The organism is Shewanella benthica KT99 (assembly GCF_000172075.1).
Lineage (GTDB): Bacteria > Pseudomonadota > Gammaproteobacteria > Enterobacterales > Shewanellaceae > Shewanella > Shewanella benthica_A.
The window spans coordinates 1-24,670 of record NZ_ABIC01000005.1 but is presented as its reverse complement, the minus strand read 5'-3'; the positions used below and the strand labels follow the sequence as shown (position 1 = coordinate 24,670).

At 44.6% G+C, this 24,670-nt stretch carries 20 protein-coding genes, 1 tRNA gene and 5 pseudogenes; 14 read left to right on the top strand and 12 right to left on the bottom strand.

Annotated features, from left to right (window positions below):
- Positions 1-203: 203 nt before the first annotated feature.
- The 6 genes and pseudogenes from KT99_RS03035 (at position 204) to KT99_RS03015 (ending at position 5,920) form a co-directional block, all read left to right on the top strand.
- Entirely contained in the window at positions 204-1,370 is a 1,167-nt protein-coding gene (locus KT99_RS03035) for a hypothetical protein (protein ID WP_040571541.1), read from the top strand.
- 120 nt (positions 1,371-1,490) lie between these two features.
- Complete coding sequence (locus tag KT99_RS03030) at positions 1,491-2,039, top strand: SprT family zinc-dependent metalloprotease (protein WP_005496899.1); 549 nt, start codon at positions 1,491-1,493, stop codon at positions 2,037-2,039.
- Positions 2,040-2,131: 92 nt separating this feature from the next.
- Positions 2,132-2,212 (top strand): annotated as a pseudogene (locus tag KT99_RS22550) (deoxyribonuclease); the annotation flags it as partial.
- A 421-nt stretch (positions 2,213-2,633) separates the two neighbouring features.
- Positions 2,634-3,362, top strand: coding sequence for a 16S rRNA (uracil(1498)-N(3))-methyltransferase (gene rsmE, locus KT99_RS03025; RefSeq protein ID WP_005496897.1), 729 nt, complete (start codon positions 2,634-2,636; stop codon positions 3,360-3,362).
- Positions 3,363-3,470: 108 nt separating this feature from the next.
- Positions 3,471-4,424: a glutathione synthase gene (gene gshB / locus KT99_RS03020; protein WP_005496895.1), complete on the top strand. Its 954-nt coding sequence runs from the start codon at positions 3,471-3,473 to the stop codon at positions 4,422-4,424.
- Between the two features lie 173 nt (positions 4,425-4,597).
- On the top strand, positions 4,598-5,920 hold the full coding sequence (locus tag KT99_RS03015) for an alkaline phosphatase (RefSeq protein WP_040571562.1): 1,323 nt from the start codon (positions 4,598-4,600) through the stop codon (positions 5,918-5,920).
- Positions 5,921-5,933: 13 nt separating this feature from the next.
- Here the strand turns inward: KT99_RS03015 and KT99_RS22545 are convergent.
- The 5 genes and pseudogenes from KT99_RS22545 to KT99_RS02990 form a co-directional block, all read right to left on the bottom strand.
- Positions 5,934-7,232 (bottom strand): annotated as a pseudogene (locus KT99_RS22545) (putative bifunctional diguanylate cyclase/phosphodiesterase).
- A gap of 235 nt (positions 7,233-7,467) precedes the next feature.
- Positions 7,468-7,818 (bottom strand): hypothetical protein, encoded by a 351-nt coding sequence (locus tag KT99_RS22540; RefSeq protein WP_232504234.1) that lies wholly within the window; start codon positions 7,816-7,818, stop codon positions 7,468-7,470.
- A 25-nt stretch (positions 7,819-7,843) separates the two neighbouring features.
- Complete coding sequence (locus tag KT99_RS22535; RefSeq protein WP_040571540.1) at positions 7,844-8,404, bottom strand: hypothetical protein; 561 nt, start codon at positions 8,402-8,404, stop codon at positions 7,844-7,846.
- Positions 8,405-8,408: 4 nt separating this feature from the next.
- On the bottom strand, positions 8,409-9,578 hold the full coding sequence (locus KT99_RS02995) for a hypothetical protein (RefSeq protein WP_005496883.1): 1,170 nt from the start codon (positions 9,576-9,578) through the stop codon (positions 8,409-8,411).
- Entirely contained in the window at positions 9,562-9,990 is a 429-nt protein-coding gene (locus tag KT99_RS02990; RefSeq protein WP_005496881.1) for a hypothetical protein, read from the bottom strand. The genes KT99_RS02995 and KT99_RS02990 overlap by 17 nt, the downstream gene beginning before the upstream one ends.
- Positions 9,991-10,261: 271 nt before the next feature.
- On the opposite strand from KT99_RS02990, the gene KT99_RS02985 reads away from it, so the two are divergent.
- From KT99_RS02985 to KT99_RS02975, 3 genes are all read left to right on the top strand, one after another.
- The gene (locus tag KT99_RS02985) at positions 10,262-11,302 is read left to right on the top strand and encodes a methyltransferase (RefSeq protein ID WP_040571561.1); all 1,041 of its coding nucleotides are present in this window, start codon (positions 10,262-10,264) and stop codon (positions 11,300-11,302) included.
- Positions 11,303-11,519: 217 nt separating this feature from the next.
- Positions 11,520-13,190 (top strand): DUF342 domain-containing protein, encoded by a 1,671-nt coding sequence (locus tag KT99_RS02980; protein ID WP_005496877.1) that lies wholly within the window; start codon positions 11,520-11,522, stop codon positions 13,188-13,190.
- Between the two features lie 191 nt (positions 13,191-13,381).
- A complete protein-coding gene (locus KT99_RS02975) occupies positions 13,382-14,542 on the top strand; it encodes a site-2 protease family protein (RefSeq protein WP_005496873.1) in 1,161 nt (386 codons plus the stop codon).
- A 309-nt stretch (positions 14,543-14,851) separates the two neighbouring features.
- Here KT99_RS02975 and KT99_RS20400 read toward each other — a convergent pair.
- Positions 14,852-15,639: pseudogene (locus tag KT99_RS20400) on the bottom strand (IS1595 family transposase).
- A 515-nt stretch (positions 15,640-16,154) separates the two neighbouring features.
- Here KT99_RS20400 and KT99_RS02955 point away from each other — a divergent pair.
- From KT99_RS02955 to KT99_RS02940, 4 genes are all read left to right on the top strand, one after another.
- Positions 16,155-18,176, top strand: coding sequence for an AAA family ATPase (locus KT99_RS02955; protein WP_005496865.1), 2,022 nt, complete (start codon positions 16,155-16,157; stop codon positions 18,174-18,176).
- Between the two features lie 34 nt (positions 18,177-18,210).
- The gene (locus KT99_RS02950; protein ID WP_005496863.1) at positions 18,211-18,651 is read left to right on the top strand and encodes a DUF6641 family protein; all 441 of its coding nucleotides are present in this window, start codon (positions 18,211-18,213) and stop codon (positions 18,649-18,651) included.
- Positions 18,652-18,713: 62 nt separating this feature from the next.
- Entirely contained in the window at positions 18,714-19,130 is a 417-nt protein-coding gene (locus tag KT99_RS02945) for a DUF2787 family protein (RefSeq protein WP_005496861.1), read from the top strand.
- 108 nt (positions 19,131-19,238) lie between these two features.
- On the top strand, positions 19,239-19,574 hold the full coding sequence (locus KT99_RS02940) for a hypothetical protein (protein WP_005496859.1): 336 nt from the start codon (positions 19,239-19,241) through the stop codon (positions 19,572-19,574).
- Positions 19,575-19,591: 17 nt separating this feature from the next.
- On the opposite strand, the gene KT99_RS02935 is transcribed toward KT99_RS02940, so the two are convergent.
- Together KT99_RS02935 and KT99_RS02930 are read right to left on the bottom strand one after the other, a co-directional pair.
- Entirely contained in the window at positions 19,592-20,569 is a 978-nt protein-coding gene (locus KT99_RS02935; protein WP_005496857.1) for a restriction endonuclease, read from the bottom strand.
- 204 nt (positions 20,570-20,773) lie between these two features.
- Positions 20,774-20,858: transfer RNA gene (locus KT99_RS02930), tRNA-Leu, on the bottom strand.
- Between the two features lie 407 nt (positions 20,859-21,265).
- Between KT99_RS02930 and KT99_RS20395 the strand changes: the two genes are divergently transcribed.
- Positions 21,266-21,394, top strand: coding sequence for a DUF3149 domain-containing protein (locus KT99_RS20395; protein ID WP_005496855.1), 129 nt, complete (start codon positions 21,266-21,268; stop codon positions 21,392-21,394).
- Positions 21,395-21,519: 125 nt separating this feature from the next.
- On the opposite strand, the gene KT99_RS02925 is transcribed toward KT99_RS20395, so the two are convergent.
- The 4 genes and pseudogenes from KT99_RS02925 to KT99_RS02915 form a co-directional block, all read right to left on the bottom strand.
- Entirely contained in the window at positions 21,520-22,131 is a 612-nt protein-coding gene (locus tag KT99_RS02925) for a superinfection exclusion B family protein (protein WP_005496853.1), read from the bottom strand.
- Between the two features lie 155 nt (positions 22,132-22,286).
- Complete coding sequence (tcdA, locus tag KT99_RS02920; protein ID WP_005496852.1) at positions 22,287-23,126, bottom strand: tRNA cyclic N6-threonylcarbamoyladenosine(37) synthase TcdA; 840 nt, start codon at positions 23,124-23,126, stop codon at positions 22,287-22,289.
- Between the two features lie 205 nt (positions 23,127-23,331).
- Positions 23,332-23,609: pseudogene (locus KT99_RS20390) on the bottom strand (IS1595 family transposase); the annotation flags it as partial.
- 401 nt (positions 23,610-24,010) lie between these two features.
- Positions 24,011-24,670, bottom strand: a pseudogene (locus KT99_RS02915) (IS1595 family transposase); the annotation flags it as partial.

Sequence of the window (24,670 nt, the reverse complement as noted above, 5' to 3'; positions counted from 1 at the left end):
CTTTAAAGTGACAAGTCCACATCATAAAACCCAACAAATGAGATACTTTATTTGCTCTCGCTTGTCGTGCATACTCATACCCACAGATATCAAGCCTTGACTATAGTAAATTCAAATTGATAACCCGCTAAAATTGATAAATAATCATCAAAAATAAAATCAATTCTACATTACTCTTTATTTCACAGAAGAAGGAGCAAGCCATGACGAAATCCTGTTTAGCAGTTGCAGGACTCCTCACTGGTGCAATGTTCAGCACAATAGCTATCGCTAGCCTGGATATAGAAGAGGCTCGCGTCTCCACCGCGACCCAAGCCATGCCTGAAGTCGTCGAACGCTATCAAGCCTTAGTCGATGGCTTAGATAAGCAGTACCGTCAGCAAACCGATGAGTTGCTGATGACGCAGATGGTTGCCCGGCAGGGAGAGCGCCTATGGCAGCAAGCAGTCAGAGATGTGCAATCGGGAGGGCAAGATGACCGCCCTCTGTACTGGGGGCGCCTGGCCATGAAGACCTTGCTCAAACAACAAGCCCCTTCGTTCCGGATCGCTCCCTGGCAGCGCAATATCAATCTGAGTGCAGTAGAAAAGTCTTCCAGAGGCTTCAGTAACATTAGCTTTGCAGCCGATACTCAGGTCAAAATTTTGCTGACCGGATTCGATCCCTTCTTCCTCGACCGAAATATCGATCAGAGCAATCCTTCAGGCTTAGCGGCACTGGCACTCGATGGCTATCAATTTTCGGTGAATGGCAAGCAAGCACAAATACAGACGGTGATGATCCCGGTACGCTTCGCCGACTTCGATCAAGGTATGATCGAATCTCTGCTCACGCCTTATTACCGCGAAAATAGCCTGGATATGATTATTACTCTCAGCATGGGCAGAGACGATTTCGATCTCGAGCGCTTCCCTGGGCGTAATCGCAGCGCGGCGGCAACGGATAACTTAAATGTATTAACCGGCGGCAACAATGAAAAGCCGATAGCGCCTATGTTTAATGGTAAGACGCTTAACGGTCCCGAGTTTGTCGAGTTTTCTCTCCCGGTTGCAGCCATGCAATCGGTTCAGGGAGATGCGGCGAAATGGAAGGTAAACGATAACCACAGTGTCACCACACTGGCTAGAGGCAAGTTTAACGCTACCTCCTTATCCGAGTTGCAAGCTGCTACCTCAGTTGAAGGTTCAGGTGGTGGTTATCTATCGAATGAGATCTCATACCGCACCGTCTTATTGCAGCAGAAATTTAACAGCAAAATTCCTGTCGGTCATATCCATACCCCGAGAGTGAAGGGCTATGATGCTAAGACTGAAACCGACATAGTAGAGCAGATAAGAGCCATGGTAATTGCCGGAGCAAAAAGCTTATAATCATTAAGCGATATTGATTGGGAGCTAAGTAAATCTTATCACTCTCATAGGAAACTAAAGGTGCTCAATGATAACTTGAGTGCCTTTTTTAATGGCGAGCGTTAGGTACTTTTCAATACTATGTTTAAACTGTTCAAGACAAAAAACAGCACCAAATCTTATAAAACGGACGATGCAAATTATGAATTTGATGACGAACGCCACCAGCAGATTGCTGAGCAGGTAGTAGACTGTTACCGACAAGCAGAGGCCTATCTGCAACGGACTTTTCCATGTCCTGAAATCCAGTTTACACTCAAGGGTAAGAGTGCGGGCACGGCGCATCTGCAACTCAACCTACTCAGATTCAACTCTAGTTTACTCGCTGAAAACCATCAGGCCTTTATCGATCAGGTTGTGCCACATGAGATCTGCCATCTGCTAGCTTATCAGTTATATGGCAAGGTCAAGCCCCATGGCAAGGAATGGCAAGCCCTGATGATTGAGGTTTATCAACTAGAGCCAGCCACGACTCATACTCTAAATACAGAATCAGTATCAGGAAAAACATTCGATTATTTATGCGATTGCGGTAGTATCCCGCTGAGTATTCGACGTCATAATAAGGTGCTCCGCGGTGAGACTCAGTATCGTTGCAGATGCTGTAAACAGCAGCTTAAAAGAGCCTAATACCTTATAAATTTCTTATAGCTAGGGTATTACTCCTACCAAGCTCTTGCTTCTATTCCCATTCATCCCGTAAAATTCCGCAAAAGAGCAGACATGGCTTAAAGATCGCCACAAGCCAATTAAAACTGTTCAAAGCATGGGATAAAACTCATCCAGTTGATGCTATCGAGTGTAATATCATTCCGAGTAAGTATCTGAGCATTCAGCGGGAGTTCAAAGCACTGTAGGCAAGGCGAATCTTTGAAGCTAATAGTTATTCTCGGCAACCAGCTCCTGCGTTGCTCTACCTCCTGCATCCATGCAGTCGTATATCGAGAACATTCAACCTAGCATAAAGGGCTTTGAAACCCGCACTGCGTGAGGCTCTCAGTGTTTCCACTTTTGTGTTACATTGACTCAAAAGGGAATAACCATTTCCTCATCAATGCGCCTTGAATTGAAAAAACTGAGAGTCTCTGAACTGACCAGATACTTATATGGAATGGTATAAAAGAGACGAAGCGATCGCCCGGACACAGGGAAACCATAACCCTTTTGTCAAACAAAGATGCGACTCACCTGCTATAAACACCCAGATTGCGGAGCAAGAAATAGATGAGAATCCCAAGAATATATCAAGACTCACCGTTGGTAATCGGTGACAGCTTGGCGCTCCATGATGAGGCAGCTTCGCACATAGGTAGAGTGCTGCGAATGACCCCAGGCGAACAAATCAGCCTATTTAATGGTAGCGACCATGACTATTTGGCTGAGATCATCTCTGCCAGTAAGAAAAATATCTCCGTTAAGGTCTTATCTTCGAACACTAACGCCAGTGAGTCACCGCTGCATATTCATCTGGGACAGGTGATCTCCCGTGGCGACCGTATGGACTTTACCATTCAAAAATCGGTAGAGTTAGGCGTCAACACCATCACACCTCTGTTTTCGGAGCGTTGTGGTGTAAAACTCTCCGGTGACAGATTAGAGAAAAAGAGACAACAGTGGCAGAAGATTGTCGTCGCTGCCTGTGAGCAATCAGGACGCAGTCGGGTTCCAGAAATCAGGCCAGCCATGTCATTAGAGGCCTGGTGCGGTGAACCAACTGACTCGCTTAAATTAAATCTACACCCCAGAGCTGCACACGGCATCGGAGGCTTGCCTCTAGAGGTCGCTAAAGTCAGACTCTTAATCGGCCCCGAAGGCGGGCTCTCAGACACTGAAATATTGCAGACTGAGCAAGATGAATTTACCGATATTTTATTGGGCCCAAGAGTGCTCAGAACAGAAACTGCAGCACTAACGGCAATCAGTGCCCTACAACTCAAATTTGGTGACTTGTAGGTTCTAGCAAAATAATTTGTGCAAAAGTTAAAGCCTAAACCTGTTACATAAGCAGATTACAGAATTCAATTGTCCCATCGGCAGATGGCGAAAGAAGGAAGAGAATAGATGATCAAGCTCGGCATAGTGATGGACCCAATCAGCGACATTAACATCAACAAAGACTCTAGTTTTGCCATGTTACTCGCGGCCCAAAGCCGTGGATACCAGCTTTTCTACATGGAGATGCGAGATCTGGCCATGGTCAATGGTAAGGCAATGGCCAATATGCGCGCCTTAACCGTCAAACAAGACCCTGACAACTGGTTCGAGCTAGGAGAAGCGATCGACACTCCCATGTCAGATCTTGATGTGGTGTTAATGCGTAAAGACCCACCATTCGATACTGAGTTTATCTACGCGACTTACATGCTCGAGCGAGCCGAAGAGGAAGGTACGCTGATCGTCAACAAGCCCCAGAGCCTTCGTGACGCCAATGAGAAACTATTTACAGCCTGGTTCTCCGAGTTTACCCCAGACACCATAGTGACCAGAGATGAGACCCGTATCCGTAACTTCTATCAGGAAAAAGGCGATATTATACTCAAGCCCCTTGATGGCATGGGCGGTAGTTCCATCTTCAGAGTCAAGAAAGATGATCCTAACTTAGGCGTGATCATCGAAACACTGACCGATAACGGCCAGCAATATGCCATGATCCAAGCCTTTATTCCCGACATCACCTCGGGTGATAAACGTATCTTGGTCATCGATGGTGAACCCGTGCCTTACTCCCTGGCTCGTATCCCGAAAAAAGGCGAGACACGCGGCAACTTAGCCGCCGGCGGTCGTGGTGTAGCTCAACCTTTATCTGAGAGTGACTGGCATATTGCACGCAGCATAGGACCTGAACTGAAGAAACGCGGACTCATCTTCGTCGGTCTGGATGTGATTGGCGATAAGCTTACCGAGATCAACGTCACTAGCCCGACATGTATCAAAGAGATTGAAGCAGCTTATGATGTGGACATTACTGGTATGCTCATGGACGCAATCGAAGCACGAATTAAAGCACGGATTTAAGCCGGTTATATGATGTGGACATTACCGCTATGCTCATGGACGCAATCGAAGCACGAATTAAAGCACGGATTTAAGCCGGTTATATGATGTGGACATTACCGTTATGCTCATGGACGCAATCGAAGCACGAATTAAAACAAGCTAGGATGTTGATAATGGGCGTGACGAAAAAAATGAAGTTCTTCAAACGATGTATCTTGGCAGGTGTGGCACTGTTAGGCAGCATGGGCGTCACAGCTCAGGCAGAGACTCAGATGCAAACCATGTTAGGCGACGCACCAAGCGTCCCTAAAAATATTGTGATCATGATCGGTGACGGTATGGGCCCAGCCTATACCAGTGCCTATCGATACTATAAAGACAACCCAGATACTCAAGAGATAGAACAGACGGTATTCGACCGACTACTAGTAGGAACATCGAGCACTTATCCGGCTAGGGTGAGTGGTTACGTCACAGATTCGGCAGCCTCGGCAACGGCATTAGCCACTGGGACTAAAACCTATAATGGCGCCATCTCTGTCGATACCAATAAACAGCCTATTGCCACCATAATGGAAAAAGCCAAAGCCCTGGGACTCTCCACCGGAGTGGCGGTGACATCACAGATCAACCATGCTACTCCGGCAGCATTTCTCAGCCATAATGAAAGCCGTAGCAATTACGATGAGTTAGCTCATAGCTACCTTAAAACCGATGCCGATGTGATGTTAGGTGGCGGTCAGAAGTATTTCCCTGCCAGTCTAATAAAAAAATTCGAGGCTAAGGGTTATCAGTATATATCGGACTTTAACCAGCTCGATTCGGTCAAACAAGGCAAGGTCATAGGCCTATTTGCCGATGTGCAACTCCCATGGGCCATCGATGATAGTGACAGTAATAAACTGAGCAAGATGACAACGAAGGCCTTAGCGTTATTATCGCAAAATGACCTAGGCTTCGTGCTGCTGGTCGAAGGCAGCTTGATAGACTGGGCAGGACACAATAATGATATAGCCACGGCGATGGGAGAGATGGAAGAGTTCGCTAACGCCATCGAAGTCGTAGAACAGTACATCAGGAAAAATAACGATACTCTGATGGTGGTAACGGCAGATCATAATACCGGCGGCTTAAGCATAGGTGCCAACGGCGAGTATAGCTGGGACACGAGTATCATCAGAGGCGTACAAGCCAGCCCGGACGTTATCGCCAGCGATGCCCTCGCCAATGGTGACTGGCGAGCTCGAGTCACATTAAATTTAGGTTTCGAGCCTAATGATGATGAACTGTCTCAGTTATCTCGAGCGAGAATGCAGGGTAAAGAGGTGATGAGCACAAGTATCAAACAGCTTATAGATAGCCGCTCAAACACAGGCTGGACGACGGTCGGTCACACAGGCGTCGACGTACAAGTATTCGCAATGGGCCCCGCGGCCAGTCTATTTTCTGGTTATCAGGACAACACAGATATCGCGACTAAGCTAATCAGTTTACTGCCTAAAAAGAAATTATAAGAGAAACCAAGCGTTAACTCCCCAGCTTAGCGAGCTGGGGCTGTGATTCTACCGGCCACACCCCATGACCCTTTATCTCATGGAGTATTCTGAACGCCTTCCTCTCTTCTAAAGGTTTCGAGAACAGATAACCCTGAGCCAATTCACATCTGGCAGCAGCGAGAAAGTCACACTGTTCCTGGGTTTCTATGCCTTCGGCTACTACGGTTCTGCCCATATTGTGGGCCAGATCTATGACCGTGGTGACGATATGAGAATCGACGCTATTATCGAGTACACCTGAGGTAAAGCAACGGTCGATTTTCAGTACATCGAAGGGGAGCTGCTTAAGCTAACTTAGGGAGGAATAACCGGTTCCGAAATCATCTATGGCAATCCGTACCCCCAGACGCTTCAATGACTTCATCGCCGACAAGGCGAGGTCCACCTGCTCAATCACACTCTCTTCAGTGACCTCTAACAGCAGACTCTGAGGCGGAATATTGTATTTTGACAAGATACGTTGTACCAGAGGGATCAGACCAGGATCCATATAGTGTTTCGCTGACAAATTGACCGCAAGATAGAGATCGTCCCAGCCCTGCTCAATCAGCCGAGATAAGATGGCTCCTCCCTCTTCGAGTACGTAATTTCCCACTCGTATGATGGCTTCACTATCCTCAATATCGGGTATAAAATCACCCGGCATGATCAAGCCCCTCTCCGGGTGATGCCAGCGGATTAACGCCTCGAATCCTTTCACCTTGCCATCGGGGAGTGACATTATCGGCTGCAGGGAGAGTGACAACTGCTTCTCTTCGATTGCAGCACCGATATCTTGCTCTATCATCAACTTGTTATTCGCCCTTTGTAGCATCTCCGGGGTAAACACCCGGTAATTACTACGCCCCGCATCTTTCGCCTGGTACATGGCCAGATCGGCGTATTTAATCAGCTCTTCGGCCTTGACATTATTACTATCACAGTAAGCGACGCCGATACTCGTGGTCACGATCAGCTTATGGCGTCCTAACACGACAGGCTGTTGCAGGGAGGCAAATATCTTATGAATAACCTTACGGACATCCTCTTCCGAGCGAATCCCCCTGAGCAGAATAAGAAACTCATCTCCTCCTTGCCTGAACACTGTATCCATAGCACGGACGCTATGGTTCAACCTCTTGGCCACGATCTTTAATAGCTCATCTCCCTGACTATGGCCTAATGTATCGTTAATTCATTTAAACTCATCAAGATCGAGAAACATCAAGGCTATCTTATCGTGAATGCGCCCGACACAGGCGATAGTCTTCTGCAGTTCATGATTGAGCATGGCCTTATTAGGTAAACCGGTCAGAGTGTCTAACATGGCGAGTCGCTCTAATTCACAAGTATATTCGTCAACTTCCAACTCAAGATTTTGCATCCGCTCGGCGAGGTTTAGCGTCGCAATATTGATCAAGTCCACTTCATCGACGATAAATGAAGAGGTCTTAGGTGACAAGGCTTTGAACGTGTCAAAATCATGTTCAGCGAGCATAGGAAGTAGAGTGGCGTGACGGCTCAAGCTAACCACAGGCGCCCAGGCAGCCAATATGACCAAAGCTCCGGACAAAACTAAACAGCAGAGTACCCAACATACTCTCCTGAAACTCATTGAGCAGAGACTGCCAATCACTGATATTGTTGATCACCAATATCGCCGGCGGAGACTCCCCCTTAGCCAAGGGAAAAATCCACAGAGCAGAAAGTTCCCCTCCCACCTGATAGACGCCTCCTCTGCTCTCTATCTGTTCCCAGCTAAATTGAGCTGCAGCTTGTTCTAGCTGAATTAAACTGGTGTGTTTATTACTAATACTATAGACCTCTCTGCCCCAATATTTTTGCCCCTCCCCCACATCAGAAGAAGGGGCTAGCACAGCGAGTTCAAATATTTCATTAATCCTAAACCGAGCCAAAATATCCGTCAGGCCCCGTCTCCATAAATAAAAAGTGTGGTTCACCCTGTAACAAGTTAGGCACTAAGACCTGAATGACACACTCTTGTAAGCATACGATGCGCCAATGTGGCTCCAACATAACCGCAACCGATTTAAACCAGTCCATCTCAGCACTGTCGATTAACTTACCGGCATGAGCGCGCACCTGGCCAGATAGCGACATCAGACTCAGCCGATCAAGCTCCCAGTAGAGCTGTAGATCGGGCCAACGAAGCGCTAACATGGCTTGGTAGCCCGAAGGAGTTTGCTGAGCATCATTGACCAGCAATGCTATTTGTTGCGCTGCAGACAAGGAGTGGTCGACGCTCAAGGAGATAGAAGTCTGCAGATTCTGAGCTAATTTATCTCGCTGAGATTCCAGCAGATAATTCTGCTGGTTGATGAGCTGTCGATATGCGAAACCACCTAAAATCCCTCCTAAGATGGTGAGTATGATCAGTACCGCTACTAACAGTTTCCATTTTAGACTAATAAATATTGTCCGACCTTCAGGCAGCATAGTCATAGCATCACCACTGGAATCGATAAGAGATCTGCAGTGCAAACATGGACCAATGCTGCGACTGCGTGGATGGATCTGGTGCCACTATCGGGGTCACCCAAGATGCACCTTCGACCCAATGATATTCTGCGGCCAACAACCAATCATTATTCAAAAACCAGCGAGCGCCGAAGGTCCAGTCATCTGTGTAAGCGAAATAAGCCGGGAGACCCGTAACAGCCTCATACTCCTTGCCATCGGTATCATCTTTATCATCTATATGTTTATCGAATCGGACAAAAAGTTCTACTTCATGGGGAAGATAGGCTCTGAGATCTAGATAATAGCCTATGCCAGAGTCGACTAATTCATCGGCCATAGGAGGAAATGCCAGGCCATTAATCAGTCTATCTCCGGTCATGTATTCGGCGGTGAACTCAAAATTCATATATCTAAATTGTCCCGAGAACACCCATTTTTTTAGCCTTATATCACCGGGATAATAATCCTCCATAGATGGGAGGTAGCTGACTTCGGCGTCAAAATAGGTAAGACCTAATCTCAGGTAGTCATTTTGAAACTCTATATCTGTGGAGTAATAACGCTCAGAGTCGAAGCTACCTAACTTCGCACTGCCCATCACATTTCTATCTAAGTCTTCGGTGACGTCAACCTTACCTACAGAAACATGCCAATCTACAGCTCCATCCCAGATTTGATGCATACCAAACAAATCTACCCCCTCGATATGCAGCTGGGCATCACGAAAGTAATCGCTATAGATAGATTGAGGCAGCATGATACTCGGTCTGGTAAAAGGAACGTTTCTGGTACTGGAATAGAATCCCGTTTCATTCTTAAATAGCCCGCCACGAATACCTAGCATACCTTCTGCCACTTGATGGCTGTATTCGATAAATAGATAATCGAAATTAACATCACCTTCGGCGAGGCTGCCCCACTGCCTGTAACTGAGTGCACTGGCTATACGAATGTGTTCGATAGGCTTCCATGACACAGCGAATGCGGCTTCGGTGATATTGAAGCTAGTGTCACCCTCTCCGACCACGAGCTGAGTGTCGTCAGCAGCAATATAACCTTGGCCGACAAAACCATTGAATTGCCATTCCGAGGACCAAGAATAAAAGGGTGCAAGAAGCAGTACTAAGCTGAAAAAACGACTAGGGACTCGTTTCATACAAACTCCTAGTCACTCTGTTGCCACCACTGAGTACGGGATCTGCGACATAACCTATCGAACCAGGCGTTCTCGCAATTTGTGCCTGCATCTCGGCTTCATTTTTTAAGATGATCGGCCGCTCTCCAGTACCAGAATAAACTAAGCGGTCCCATCTCCGCTGTAACATATATGGCATCATATCCAGCGGCTTAAAACAAAATTCTTTATGGACTTCAGAGCCAGGAGTAAGAATTAATACTTGTATTTTTTGACCGTCGGGCCAATAGACTTTTTGCATCGAAAAAATCAGGCGTAACTCTGAAGCAGGCAAGGGGAAATCGATGGCTGAATCATTCACTATGACCTGAGCTGCGGTCGAATGAGCACAAAAGAGATACAGCACAAACATCCATGTGGCCAAGAGGCGCATTAACCCATCTCCTTACAATCCTTTATCCACACATAAGCTATTGATAAGCCATGCAGCTGTATCAGCAAGTCAAGCAGATACTAATACCTCACGTATCTACAGCCTAGGCAAAGAATACTTATGCCGCTTGAAATTTATTGCGTAAGAAGCAGAAACATTCAATAACCTATAACCTTACCCGACTCAATATCTGTATATATCAGACTAAAACTGCTAGAGATGTTTAAATTTGAGATATAATAAGCGCTCAAATTTCCTAACTGTGGTCGTCGTGTTAACTAATCCATCTCAAGTCATTCTCAGAAATAGCAATTTATTCGAAAATCAAAATGTATTAGTAATCAATTATGAAGACGATCTGCTTCCTAAACATCTGTTAGAGCATGCCAATAAGGTCACCGCACTGGCATTGGACTTCCATCACCACCTACAGATGGAGCGTGAGACCAGTCAAGAACTGTCACTATTTTTCAGCCATTGCCTTCCCAATGAAGAGCTGTTTGATACGGCGATCATTTATTACCCTAAGGCGAAAGCGCTGGCCGCCTACCTCATCAACTTAGCTGGGCAACACTTGAAACCAGGTGGACAGCTAGTCGTAGTGGGTGAAAATAAAAGCGGAATTCGCTCTCTGGTCAAACAGATCCCCAGCTATTTTGATAAACCTTTTAAACGAGACAATGCTCGCCACTGTTTGCTTTATATCTGTGAGCTTATCGAGCAGGCACCCAGAATAAGACTCGATGATTGGGTCAGTCAATACCAGCTAGAGACCCCTCAGGGCGAAATTACTGTGTGTAATTTAGTTGGGGTGTTCAGCGAGAAAAGATTAGATGAAGGCACTAAATTATTGCTATCGAATCTGCCAAAGATGAAAGGTAGAGTATTAGATTTTGGCTGTGGCGCCGGCGTCATTACTGCCGCCCTACTCAAGGAACAACCCAAATTACAAATCGAATGTGTCGACATCAATGCCATGGCGCTAGCTTCATGTGAGCTCACATTAACAGCCAATAACTTTATCGCCACAACTTACCCATCAGACGGCTTAGACCAAACCCAAGATAAGTTTGATGGCATCATCTCTAATCCACCATTCCATGATGGACTCAAGAGCACGAGCGAGATAGCCAAAAAATTTGTAAGCGATAGTATGAAAAAGCTCAGAAGAGGCGGTGTGTGGCACATAGTAGCCAATCGACATCTAGCATACAGCGACACCATCGAGGCTAATTTTGGCCAGGTCAACGTGATAGCCGAAAACAATAAGTATAAGATTTACACCAATAAATTCAATAAACAAACACGATAAGCACAAGTTAACATCGATTCTATGTTAGGGCCGGAGAACACACTTCTGGCCCTTTTATTGCTCAAAATCAATTTAATATTGATCTTATTAGACTCCATTCATTTTTCAGTCAGTTAGGGCTTCTTAGCCGAAACTTTATACTGTTATACTCCGACAGCAGTAAAACAAGATAAAAACATAAAAACATAAAAATAATAATGACTCATTGGAATTGACTATGCTATCTCCTGAACTGATTGAACTAAGTGTTGATAACAGTTTTGCCGAATTTAAAGTGACACCGAATACACATGGTCCACTCACCGAAGAGGCCATCTTCACCCTCTTAACGCTCCCCGGTTTCGATTGTTTTTTCCCCCTTGAGCCTAACATTCAACAGGCCGTGATCCAGGTCAATCAAGTCTGTGGCCAAGATGACGGTCAATTCGAACAATTTTTTCAGATTGCCGAGCGTCGCGATGGATTAATCGAAGTAGAGATAAGTGACGATAAGATGAGTGCAGAGATGCAACTCACAGCAGCCTGGGGGGGGGAGGAAGTCACCATCCAGGATATCTTGAAGTCACTTAAAACCAATAAGGTCGGCATGGGGCTGAGCAAAGTTAAGATTCAGACGCTATTGAAACAACTAACACGACTTCAACCGGGTAAGACTTGCCGTAGTGTCATCGCCACAGGTAAGCCCAGTGTCAACGGCACCAACGCCAGACTCGAACGTAGAGTTCCCCTAGCCAGAGAGCGCTTACTGCAGCCCCAAGAGAGAAAAGATGGCACAGTAGATATGCGTAATTTAGGCGCCGTTATCATGGTGAAGCCAAAAGATCTCTTGATGGTAAAACACCCAGCAACACCAGGGACTAAAGGCTATGACATACATGGTGCAGTACTCTCCCCCGTCCCCGGCAAAGATCTCAAACTCGCCGAAGGAGAAGGAACCGCGCTTGATCCTGCAAATTTGAATCACTTGATCGCAACGGTTGCAGGCCAACCCGTTGAGACTAAGACAAGCATGAAAGTCGATGATGTACTCAATATCAAAAATGTCGATGTCGGCTATGGCAACGTCGACTTTAAAGGCAGCGTAATGATCACTGGAGATGTACACGAGGGCATGGTGGTCAAAAGCTCAGGAGACATTACCGTTATGGGGTTTGTCGATTCATCGACCTTAATTGCCGAAGGCGATGTGATTGTCAGTAAGGGGATCATAGGCAGACAGCTCAAAGAAAATGAGCTGTCAACTAAGATCACCGCTAAGGGCCAGATTTGCGCGCAATTCATCCAATATTCAAATCTCGATGCTCAGGGTGAGATACTGGTCACTAAACAGCTACTGCACAGTTATACCAAGACCAGACAGAAGCTCACAGTCAGCGATGCCAATGGCCGAAGAGGCGATCTCATCGGCGGAATAGTTAAAGCCGACAAGGGACTTAAAGCCATTATCATAGGCGCTACTGCCGGCACTAAAACGGAAGTGTTTTGTGCCATGCAACAAGGCGACTTGAAGGCAAGCCTCAAAGAGCTAGATCAAGGTATTAAGGCTATGGTTGTGGCCAAATTAGCGATCACAGCTCGGATCAGGAAATTGCCCCCAAAGAGCGAATGGCAAGGTGATGCCATGATGGTGGAACAAGTCAATATGATGCTGGATGAAAAGCAACGCATCACCAATGAACTCGCAAGGGAAGAGATTGAATATGAGGTCATCAAACAGGAAATTGATAGCTATTACCAAGACAACCGCATAGAAGCTCATAAATACATTTTTGCCAATGTCGAGATTCATATAGGTAAAGCCTTTAGCCGAACTCAGAGAGAATACAGTACCTGTATGGTATTCAATCAAGATCAAGAGATAGTCTTCGATTATAACAATCGCGGCTAATGGCTTAGTCTTAATGCATGAGGCTTAATGGTTCTGGTTTGATCAGTCTGGTTTAAAGACTAAAAAATAGAGGCAAGAGCAGTCATATTGTCTGCTCTTCCTCCCCCATGCTCTCGTCACCTCACATCATTAAAATCCACTTATCCCCTCTCGCTTCCCACCAGTTTCCCATGCATAATCCCTCCGGATTAATGACCAAGAAAGCTAAGAGAATATTTGTGGAATTATTAAGAATTGATTGTTTAGGCAAGGAACTGAGATTAGAAGGCTCTATGGCGGGTTGGCAACAACTTTTTTGGGGGGAGACCTTAGTCTCGGTCAAACAGGCATCAGTGGATAATGAGGGGCTAAAAACTCATGAGTTTGAACTCGCCGCACAAGTCAATCCGGTCAACAGCGACCCGGATACCAGTATTGAACAAGCAGTAGCCAGCCAGGCTATAAAGATAAGTCTTGAGATCAATCTTACCTGGCGGCCATTTAACTTAGATTATCGCTTGATAAAAGATGAGCAGGTCATCAATAGCGGCACTAGAAACACCAAAGATATCGAGCGGCAAGTACCGGTCAAGCCTATCGAAGCGAAACGAAAAGTCAGTCTAGTCGGCCTGGCTTCCTTGGGGTTCAAGCTGCTTAAGAGCGTCAAAGTCATCAAGGTAGTGTTAGCCGGCGCCAGTGTTGCCGCATATTCCTGGTTATTCTCCTTCCAATTTGCTTTAGCCTTAATTGCCTGTTTGGTATTTCATGAATATGGCCATATCAGAGCCATGAAACATTTCGGCATGAAAACCAAGGGCATCTACCTGATCCCATTCATGGGTGGGCTGGCGCTGAGCGACGAGAAGATCAATACCCGTTGGCAAGACGTGGTGATATCTATCATGGGACCCACATTCGGCTTACTCATGTCCATCATGGCTTTGATAGCCTACTGGTTGACTGGTAACGAAATTTTCGCCGGTCTGGCCGCATTTAATGCACTATTAAACCTATTTAATCTATTACCCATACTGCCACTAGACGGTGGACACATATTAAAGAGCATCAGCTTTTCGATGAACAGCGTCTTGGGTCTGGGCGCATGTGTCGCCGGGGCTGCCGTTGGCGTTTACTTGAGCTACGCCTTAGGCCTGGCACTATTGGGATTCCTGCTTCTCATCGGCAGTTTAGAGATAGTATTCGAGTGGAAGACACGCCACCAGAGTCACTTGTTACCTCTGGACAGGTATGGACAGATATTCTCAACCATATGGTATTTTCTCACCGTGGGAGCACTTATAGCCATCATCTGGTATCTGGCAGGATCGGGAGATGACATGCTGGGATTACCTTTGAAAATATTGCAGAACTAGATTAAATTCTGCTATTCAAAAGGGAGGCCTAGCCTCCTTTTTTATTGCCATAAATAAATGATTACACTAAAATTCAGGCATAAAAAAACCTGCACAATGGCAGGTTCTTCCTTTTCCCTAATAAAAGGGATTGGTACGGAGGACGGACTAAAGTTAACAGCGTAAGAAATTGTTAATCAAAATATTTTTACTACAACACCAAGCTTAATGGTACATACTGTGGTACATCAAATTGAAGTCATACTTGAAGTGGCATAGTTAATTTGGTCACCCAATTAGAGGTGTTATCATGCACCTCTAAAATTTTGGCTATGTTCCATAATATTGTTGTCCCCCATACGCGGCTTTCAATATCTGCAGATTATCTAGTTTTGCGTTACTTTCCTTAAACCAAGCCAGATAATGTGACAAATACTTTGTGGCAACCCCCTTCATTTGCCCATTAACCCAACTCTTAAAGTGAGCGATTGCACCATTTACAGTCTGGATATGGTAAATCTTATCTATCACTCTTACTTTATTATTTATCAATCGCTTATGATCGCAGTTCTTTTGCTTTGCTATCGCTACATATGCCCAAGAGCCATCACTGCAAAGTACCGAATCTGCTGCAATGTTTTTAGACAAATTAGCCGCTATTTCTGCAGTCGTATCAGCAGATAAAATAGGGGTGATCATGTGTTTACTGCGATCTATGGATAATAGGATAGCGATCTGGCCTTCTTTAGTTCGTTTATCAATATCGCCGCCTCTCTCAGTGTTAACTTGAGCTGCATACAGCGAGTATAGTCAGCCCAAAGGTGGCATTTATGTAGCCTAGCTAACGGTGTCTTAGTCTTGTTATTGAAGGTCTTGTAACAGGTATTACATCGGTATCTTTGTATTGCTCCAGCCTTCCCCCATTTTTTGAACTGAGGAGAGTGGCAATGTGGGCACTGGGATAACGCATCGAAAAGTGGTTGAATGAGCTCATCGGTGGGGATTTTAGCGTTTAATGCCTGAATTGACTGGTGAACGACTTCTCTTTGAGCCGGTGTCATCGATAAAAATGTTTTTGTTATCTGGTTAAGCTTACTCACAAATAATTTTGTTTTCATTTTCTTTAACCTCAATCAATTACGCTCAATGATAAGGGTAGACAACATTTCGCTACAACAGCGCCTAACGATTACTGAAAAAATTATAGGTAAACTCGCAGAACTCAAGATAAAAAACTTTAACGACCTCGATGATATCGCCCGACAAATCAAAGCAGCGAATGAGCAGGAAGTGACCATTATTGACGTAAATAGTAGACACAGAAAGGAGATCGCCGAATTAAAGCGCAAAATTTCCGAGTTAGCACCAACAAAGGCAACACATACTAAGGCGAACAAGAGCAAAAATAAACCCCTGACTCAATCAAAATTACGAGCCAGAAGTAAGTTTTTCAATAGATCAAAAGAAAGCTGCAATAAGTGATAGTTAATACCATCTTTTATATAAAACTAGGTACCAAACTTTTATTAAAAACAACCCTGCCAACGTCCGTCAGATACTGCCCCTAAAAATACCCGAAATTGCCTGATACCATGGAGTTAGCTGCTAATCAGCACATTCAAAGGTATCTACTATGAACAAACAACCGCCCACCAGCGCACTACAATCACGAGCCAGTCAATATGCGTTAAGTGCTCTCGACTCTGGCTACGTCAATCCTCAGGATTTGATCGGTATTCATTGCGGCATCATTAAATCCATTAGCGGTCAGCCCACCGCGCTGTCAAGGAGTCCTGCCAAAAGCCTTACGTTGTTGAAACGTCACTTTAAATCGATAGCCAACTGCCACCAGCACGATGCCATTAACCATAACAGCCAAGTGTTTGCCGAGGCATTAAACCTGCCACCTAGAGCTTGGAAGTTCATTAGCCTAATCGCTGTGCTTGAAGCGAACACCGGACTGGCTGAATTTGTTCGGCAGATCATGCCCCACGATTCCTCAGCCGCGAACATGTTAGCTGCTATGGCAGGGCTAGATGAAAACAGCTTAGACTCGATCATGGTTGCTTTAAATCAGACGGGAATCTTTGAGCCCTGTTGTATCAATATGTTGGACTTTATCACCTTGCCAAGGGCGTTGGTCGACAGGCTGGTGGGCAGTAAAGTCGATTGCTATACCGAACTGATAGAGCCGATAATGCATTTTAAAGGCCCTTCGGTTTTAAAACTAAAGGACTTTGCTTACCTTGAACCTGATACCTTATACCGCTTCCTTAATGTCACGGTCAACGAGTCTGCCATTGGAATTAATGTCTTATTCTATGGTGCGCCCGGCACTGGCAAAACACAACTTTCGATGGTACTGGCTGATATATTAGGGGCGTCACTCATTGCGATTAAGTCCTTAGGCGACAATATTAACGAACGCGAACCTGCCTTTGGTTCAAGAACATCTAGCTCCAACCTTAGGCTGCAATACCACCAGCTAATCCAACACCTAATCTCGCCACATGACAAAAACCTGTTGTTGGTTGATGAATGCGAGAATATTTTTGAGCAAGGTATATCGGCAAGGGGCAACGGTAAGGACACTTTGCACAGCCTACTAGAAACCAATGCCATACCAACCATCTGGATAACGAATCATATTGACCTTGTGCCAGAAAGTTGTATCAGGCGGTTTAGCTATGTACTCAATGTTACGGTGCCTGATAACAGAATATTAGAGCAGTTGATGGATAAGGAGTTTAAAGGCCTTAGGGTGTCTCGTTCGTTTAAAGCACGGTTGGCAACACAGGCTAACTTGGTGCCTGCCCATATCAGTAATGCCAGCATGGTGGCGCATTGCATAACGGCCACCACCAAGGCGGCTGAGCACACTATCGAGAACTTAATCACCGCCACATTAGAGGCCAGTGGCCATGAAACGACAACCGCCACCTACAGGCCACAACTGCCCTTTTCTGTCGATTATTTAAATATCAAAGGAGGCAATCAGGCCATCGGTCAATTGCAACATGCTATCGAGCACCAAAGCGATATACGCACCTTATTACTTGGATTTTCTGGCACAGGGAAAACAGCGGTAGTCCATCATTTAGCCAAAGTCACCAATCGAGGGCTAACCACCATCAGGTGCTCCGATGTACTGGATAAATATATCGGTGAGAGTGAGAAGAACCTTGCCCGTATCTTCAAAGAGGCCACGGCCAACAACCACATATTATTCTTCGACGAAATTGACAGTTTGTTACTCGACAGGACTGGCTTACGCAACAGTTGGGAGATCCAACAAGTGAATGAATTACTGACACAATTGGAGGCTTTTAATCAACCATTCTTTGCAGCAACGAATTATGCGACTCGCCTAGATAAAGCTGTAATGCGTCGCTTCGACTTTAAGTTGTCATTCGAATATCTCACAGCTAATCAAGTGCAGCGGCTCTACAAAAGCGTTACGGCTCGCTCTACGCTGACACACGCTGTCAGCTCAGCACTGAACAAGCTACAGAATTTAACCCCAGGCGAATTCGCTATTTTGGCACGCCGCCAACGCATCAGCAGCACCAAGTTATCGGATGAGGAATGCTTGGACATTTTAAGTACCGAGAACAACCGCAAAATTACCACCAAAGCTATTGGCTTTATTCAGTAACTCCAACTAACCACCCAACCTAAAGGTAAATATCATGGCTAAATCATTATTGAGTTCGCTCAAGGTCATCGCACGTCCAGAAAGTACCAAGTCTAATCCACTGGTATCACGCCGAGAAAAGCTATTGGCTAAGCTCGACCAACAACGAAAAATGGCACTTTGTTATGTTAACGACGAAGAGTATACAGCCTACCGTGAGAAGTGGACTAAAGATCCAGAAACGGGTGAACGCACCAAGGTACGAGTACCGAAGAAGATCAGCCCTTGGTACTACAAGCGCAACAACTGTTATTTCTTGGAAGTACGTTATGCCAATAAACCCCTAGAGTTATCAAAAGGCATGCACGCTATTGAAGTGGGAGAAAGAACCAACCTAATGCCAACCATCGACACCGTTATTGAAGCCGTCATTGCTGGCGAACTCGATGCTGTACTAACGTCCAATGCCAAACCAGTCAAGCCCGCCAAGAAATAGCAGCAGCCTCCACCAACCTGTCGCCCAGTTAGCTCTGGGCAGACCAACTTTAAGGAACAACCATGTCCATCAAGATTAATATCGACAACTTATGCCTACCTGTTAGCCAAACACTCGCCACCTACATCGTACAGTTAATTACCGACCACGATAACAACCAAGCGATTACCATCAACTTTAGAGACCCCACCTACTCTGCCGATGCTGGTGGTTTTCATCCTGTGGAAATCCGCCTTGAAAAAGACCATAGCCAATGGAATTTTAGCTACATCACCGACTTTTGTTATGTAGGCAGCGGCTACATGGCCGATCTAGCCAAAGACCTAGATTTTGACTTTGGCTGTGGCGTGTTTCAAAACCTAGTTGGGACATATCCGCTTGAACAAGCCAGAGATATCTATCAGATGTGGGAGCGGAACTTCTTATCCTATTGCATTGATATAAATGTATTTAAAATTGAGATTGGTGCCGAAGATTAACTATTAATAGGCGGTTGTTAATCAATGCATTACATCAATATTACTTAATGGCATTGTTTGTAACAGATAAGCTTTCGATAACTAAACCTCACTCTAAAAGATAATAATATGCATCAGTACCAACAAGAATTTAACGCAAGCTTCGAGCTTGGTTTCGCGCTAAATGATTACCCATTCTTAGTCGATAAAAGTTGGCATAACGACACAAGCCCTAGCTTTTATTTTAAAAGAAACGAGCAGTATCTGGTGCTCTGGGTGGATTACGTTGATCCAGATGATAGAGAAAGTAGCACCGCAAGGTATGTCGTTGTGGAGGCCTATAACGAAGGTGATTCTAAGGTTCCAGAGATATATTGCGGAAGTGCTGAAGTTGTTTTTGAGTCGGATTTAATATCGGAACTGGGTGATTTTTTACGTTCTTTTAAGGGCAGCTATGCAACCTAACTGCCCGGCAAGTAACATTAAGCTATTATTTGCGGTAGCAACCCAACACCCAATTGCTCCTTTGTCGCTGGCAATAAATCATTTACCCGGCTGTAGATCCAATCTACTAGGGCGCCACCTTCCATTATCGAAATGTTCTCTTGCTTAGCTATTTCTTTCGTGTCCTCCGATACACAACCTGTAGTTATAAGCCATTTATCAATATGCTCATCCTCTTCAATCGCCGCAAGTTGCTTTATTCCCCAGTCACTGGTGATACCACTGTGGTGCTTAGCTTGGATGTAAACTCTGTTGTTAGAAACAGGGTCAATCCGACTCGCAATTATATCAACGTCAGAGATATCGGACGTGCTGTTCTTCGCTGCAATCGAAGCGGTATACCCTTCAATTTCCATCAATTCCTTGATCAGCTCTTCCAAACCATAGCCACCACTTTTCAAGGTTGTTGCCCCAGTCCGAAGGTTACTTAACAGCTGCTCCTTAAATACGCTAACTGCCAAATCTCTTTTCTGCTGAAACAGACTGTCGAAACAGACTTTGTTGTTTTCTAGCAGTTGGTCAACGTATGTGGTTATTTCTTCCTCAAACTCATTGAGTGAAATCACAGTCATCCGAATCTTTAACCGGCTTTCCAATCCTTGAGTGAGCTTGGCTCGAGGAATGGTAATGGCTTCCCCTTGCTCGTCCGTAAAGTAATTCACCACCACACGGTTTGAGCCATACCCACCTTCATGTTGATAACCCTTTTCACCCGTAGCAACCCCGATGACAATAGCTCGGTGTACAGGTACCACCACGATATCGCCCTCTTTAATATGGAAAAACCTAGACATCTGGTTCCGCCTACGACCTGTATCGATACCTTGTCCTGTAACGTGTTCCATTAAATTGCTAAAGGTTACAAACGACGAGAAATCGATATATTCCCAACCATACCCAGCAAAATTCTGGGCTACAAGTTCGTGGGGACTACGCACTAGCACAATATTTGTCATTGACTTTCCTGCTTGTTAGTTCATATCGGTTACAATAAGTAACCATAACAGAACTAGTTACATTTGATCCTGTTAAATCAAATGCATACGGAAAACTTCTTAATGCATTGGGTATTGTGATTACTGCTAACGGAGAATATATGTGGAGGATTTCAGACATAAAAAAACCGACATGAGAGTCGGTTGATTTGTTTTGCAAAGAAATGGTACCGGTAGGCGGACTTGAACCGCCACACCCGAAGGCAACGGATTTTGAATCCGTCGTGTATACCAATTTCACCATACCGGCATTTCTTTTACAAAATAGATTTCACAAATTTCTTTGCAAAACTTTGCAAGCATTTTACTGCTTCTTACATAAGCTAATATCTTTCAATATTAATGCCTTAACGAGATAAAACTTTTAGACACGTTGATTTTTGAATCCGTCGTGTCTACCAATTCCACCACACCGGCTTAATCAAATAGACTAACCAAGGTAGCTAAGACCTCAGTAAGTGACGGCATTATACCTTTGAGACGACTAATGGCAAGTCTTTAACAGCAGAAAATAACTGACCGAACAATTTTCACTCTTATCTTATACTCCACATAATGATTCGCAGCGATTATTGATCGAGATCAGCAAGCTGACATTAAAACCAGATTAGGTTAGGGATAGGCAATAAATATAAATTTTTGAAAGAGGATTTCACTATGGCTTTCTGGTTAGATTTGATGTTTGGTAACGCTATCGGACTGATGTCAATGACCGTTATTTTTTGCACCATAGGCATCATGGTATACCTGATGTGGATGTTTATTCAAAAGTCTAAGCCGGAATAAGCAAAAAAACGATTTCGATGGGGTAGCCTTAAACAGGTGCTTTCCCCCAGGCAGTGGGGGGCATATTGCCCCCTATTTTTTACACTAAATGCAGAATATTTCGAAATCTATGTCTGACTAGCTATTTAGGCGGCGTGTTTTCTTGGGCCTGTGACATTATTAGCAAAAGTTGGCCTAGCTTTAATCAGATTTAGCATCTCTGCCTGACTTGGCTCTCCAACCGGCAATCTTAGTACTTGTCGATTCAGATAAATTCTCGCACGCATCGAAATCTTATAATCAGCCGTAGAGCCCTGTATTGCATAATTCTTTTGATTACCTAACAGCTCGATGATGTTCGTCGTTAGTAGGCTTTTAACCGCGGGTTCATTTTGCGGTAGAGTCAAGACAGTCTCACCCTGAAGAAAAAACTCACGTAAAAGAGCGCGTTCAGTCGGATCCAAGAGCCGCACCTTCTCCTCGATGATTTCAATAGTCCGCTTTGCTTTTAAGGCACCGATGGCCTCATCTAAGAAGTAACTCACCACTTGAGTAATCAAATAAGCGATACCTATGATAAAACCTAAGCCAATGAAAGAAGAGTTAGCACTGACCACAGCTTCTAAGTTCACTGCCGTCAAAATACCTACAGGTACGAATAACAAGACCCCGCTCACGATAGCTAACCAAAGCATAGAGCTGAAAATCAGCTGTTTAGGAACCGATGGTTTAAAAGTCTGTGTTTTTATTTTCTGCATGAGGATACCTAGTGTCAAAAACCTGTGCTTAAGCAAATTAAAGCAAAATTAATGCCACAAATTTATTAATAATATTGATTGCCAATATTTAGATATTGATCAATGTTTGCAGTAATAACCCATGTTCAGAAACAAAGAGAGGGGTTATGAAGCGACTATTTGTTAGCCTTACTCGCCAGCTTTATCAGCACTCTACTGGCGGCGACAAAACCAAATGTTCCGGTGACAACCGTCACGGCGCCGAAGCCTGAGGCGCAGTCCATACGCATGCTGCCGTCGACATTCGCCTTGCTGTTACAGACACTACCGTCAGCCTGAGGGTACACCAATTGCTCAGTAGAGAACACGGCTTCGATACTGAATCTACGCTGTAAATTTTTAGAAAAATTATACTCACGTCTCAATAAATTACGCACTTTAGCGAGCAGCGGGTCTTGATATGTCTTAGCAAGATCTGATATTTGAACCTGCGCCGGGTCAACTTGTCCGCCCGCACCGCCCACAGTCACTAAAGGCAACTTCTGTCGCTTGCACCAAGCTATCATCGCCGCTTTAGGTTTCACTGCATCGATACAATCGACAACATAATCTAACACACCAGTTTGATCTTCTTTGGCGTACTTCTTACCAATAAAATATTCACCTAGATTGTCTGTAGTGATGAAATCCTCTACCTGATTCACCTTGCACTCAGGGTTAATCTGCAGAATACGTTGCGCCATGACTTCAACCTTAGACTCGCCTATGGTCTGCTTCAAGGTATGGATTTGACGATTGGTATTGGTTACGCAAATATCATCAAGATCGATGAGAGTAATTTCACCTATACCACTCCTGGCCAAAGACTCAGCAACCCAAGTGCCAACACCACCTATGCCTACAACAGCAACATGGGATTGAGAAAATAGCGTTAATGCCTTTTGACCATATAGACGACCAATACCGGCAAATCGATTAAGATACGCTTCTGAATGCACTTGATTTTCCAACGACATCTCCAAACAAAAAATAAATGGTAACTTGCAGAATGAGGCTACGTAATTCCCCCAATCCCACTCAGATAGTATAGTGTTGAAAGTAGAGTATTCGCGGCATAAGGGTATGAGCCGGCAGATATTATCTCATTTGATAAATAAAGACTAAAAACTCCTGTCTTATTTCCAGCGAAGTTTTGAAAGTAAGGCGTAAATCAGGCTAGATAATTCGATACTGCATACAGTGAGCATACTCTGCCCCAATGTGGCTCTTATGCAGCCTAGCTAGCGGAATTTTAGTCTTATTATTAAACGTTTTACTACCGCTATTGCGCAATATCCTTGTATTCCACCGGCTCTCTCCCATTGGTTGAGCTGACTTGAAGAGCAATGTGGACACTGTGATTTCGCATCAAAAAGTGATTGAATCAGTTCATCTATATGAATTTAGGTATCTAATGCTTGAATTGACTGGTGAACTACCTCTCTCTGGGCTGGAGTCATAGAGATAAGTGCTTTTATTATCTGGTTAAGTTTACTCACAAATAATATTTATTTCATTTCCTTTACCCTCAATCAATTAACTTTACTCATTAAGTATAAACAACATTGACCTACAACAGCGCCATTATTAAGCATCATAGAAAGCCTGCCCTCCCCAGCAAGTTAAACACACGTAATAATCTTGTGAAATCATGTAAAAACCATGTAAAACAATATCCTGAACAGCACATAACTCACCAAAAGTGACCGATACCACATAGGTTACTTTCTTATTTATGACAAACTCGGCTCGACATATACAAAGTTTCAGCCCTAACTTATAAAGCCAAAGATAAAGATAATTTGAAACATATCGCATACATTAAGGGGTGGTGATATTGTTACATGCTTATGTACCTCACTCAGTACGAATGTACAGGCGCATGAATTATTGCCAGATTTAACCGCCTATTAGGGATTTCTTTTTCCATTTTTCTTCGGTTAAACCGATAACAGAACTCACTAAGGTATTCTTGAAGGTATTTTCCCGAAACTCCATGAAATGTGCCGAGTAAAAAGGCTTTTAAGTTACCTATTGCAATATGAACCCAAGGCAACCATTCATCGACCAACTCACTCGGTGTAACCCTAGCTTCATGCTGTTGAGTGTTATCTATGATATTCAAAGCGGCTAGTCCGTCAGTATGAACTTCTTGCTGTGCATTTAAGTGCCTAGCAACAAAATCGTTAACGGCTTCACGACAAATACTGTCGACGGCCTGCATAGCGATAAATCCCGCGCGTTTCACTTTGCTTTCAACAGCAATTAACACAGGCGTTTACCCTGCGGCTCCACGTCCGCGTTTACCTTTTCTCTTTCCCCCAACGAAGGCATCATCAATTTCAATGAGACCTGAAAGCCTATATAGACTGTCTCTATGACCCATTGCCGTTCTCAACTTGCTCAATATTAAGCGTGCCGTTCGCCAATTAACCTCAATGAGTTTACTGAGCCTCAATGCTGAAATGCTGCCTTTATCTGAGCCGAGAAAGTAGATGGCCCAAAACCACTCGCTAAGGAA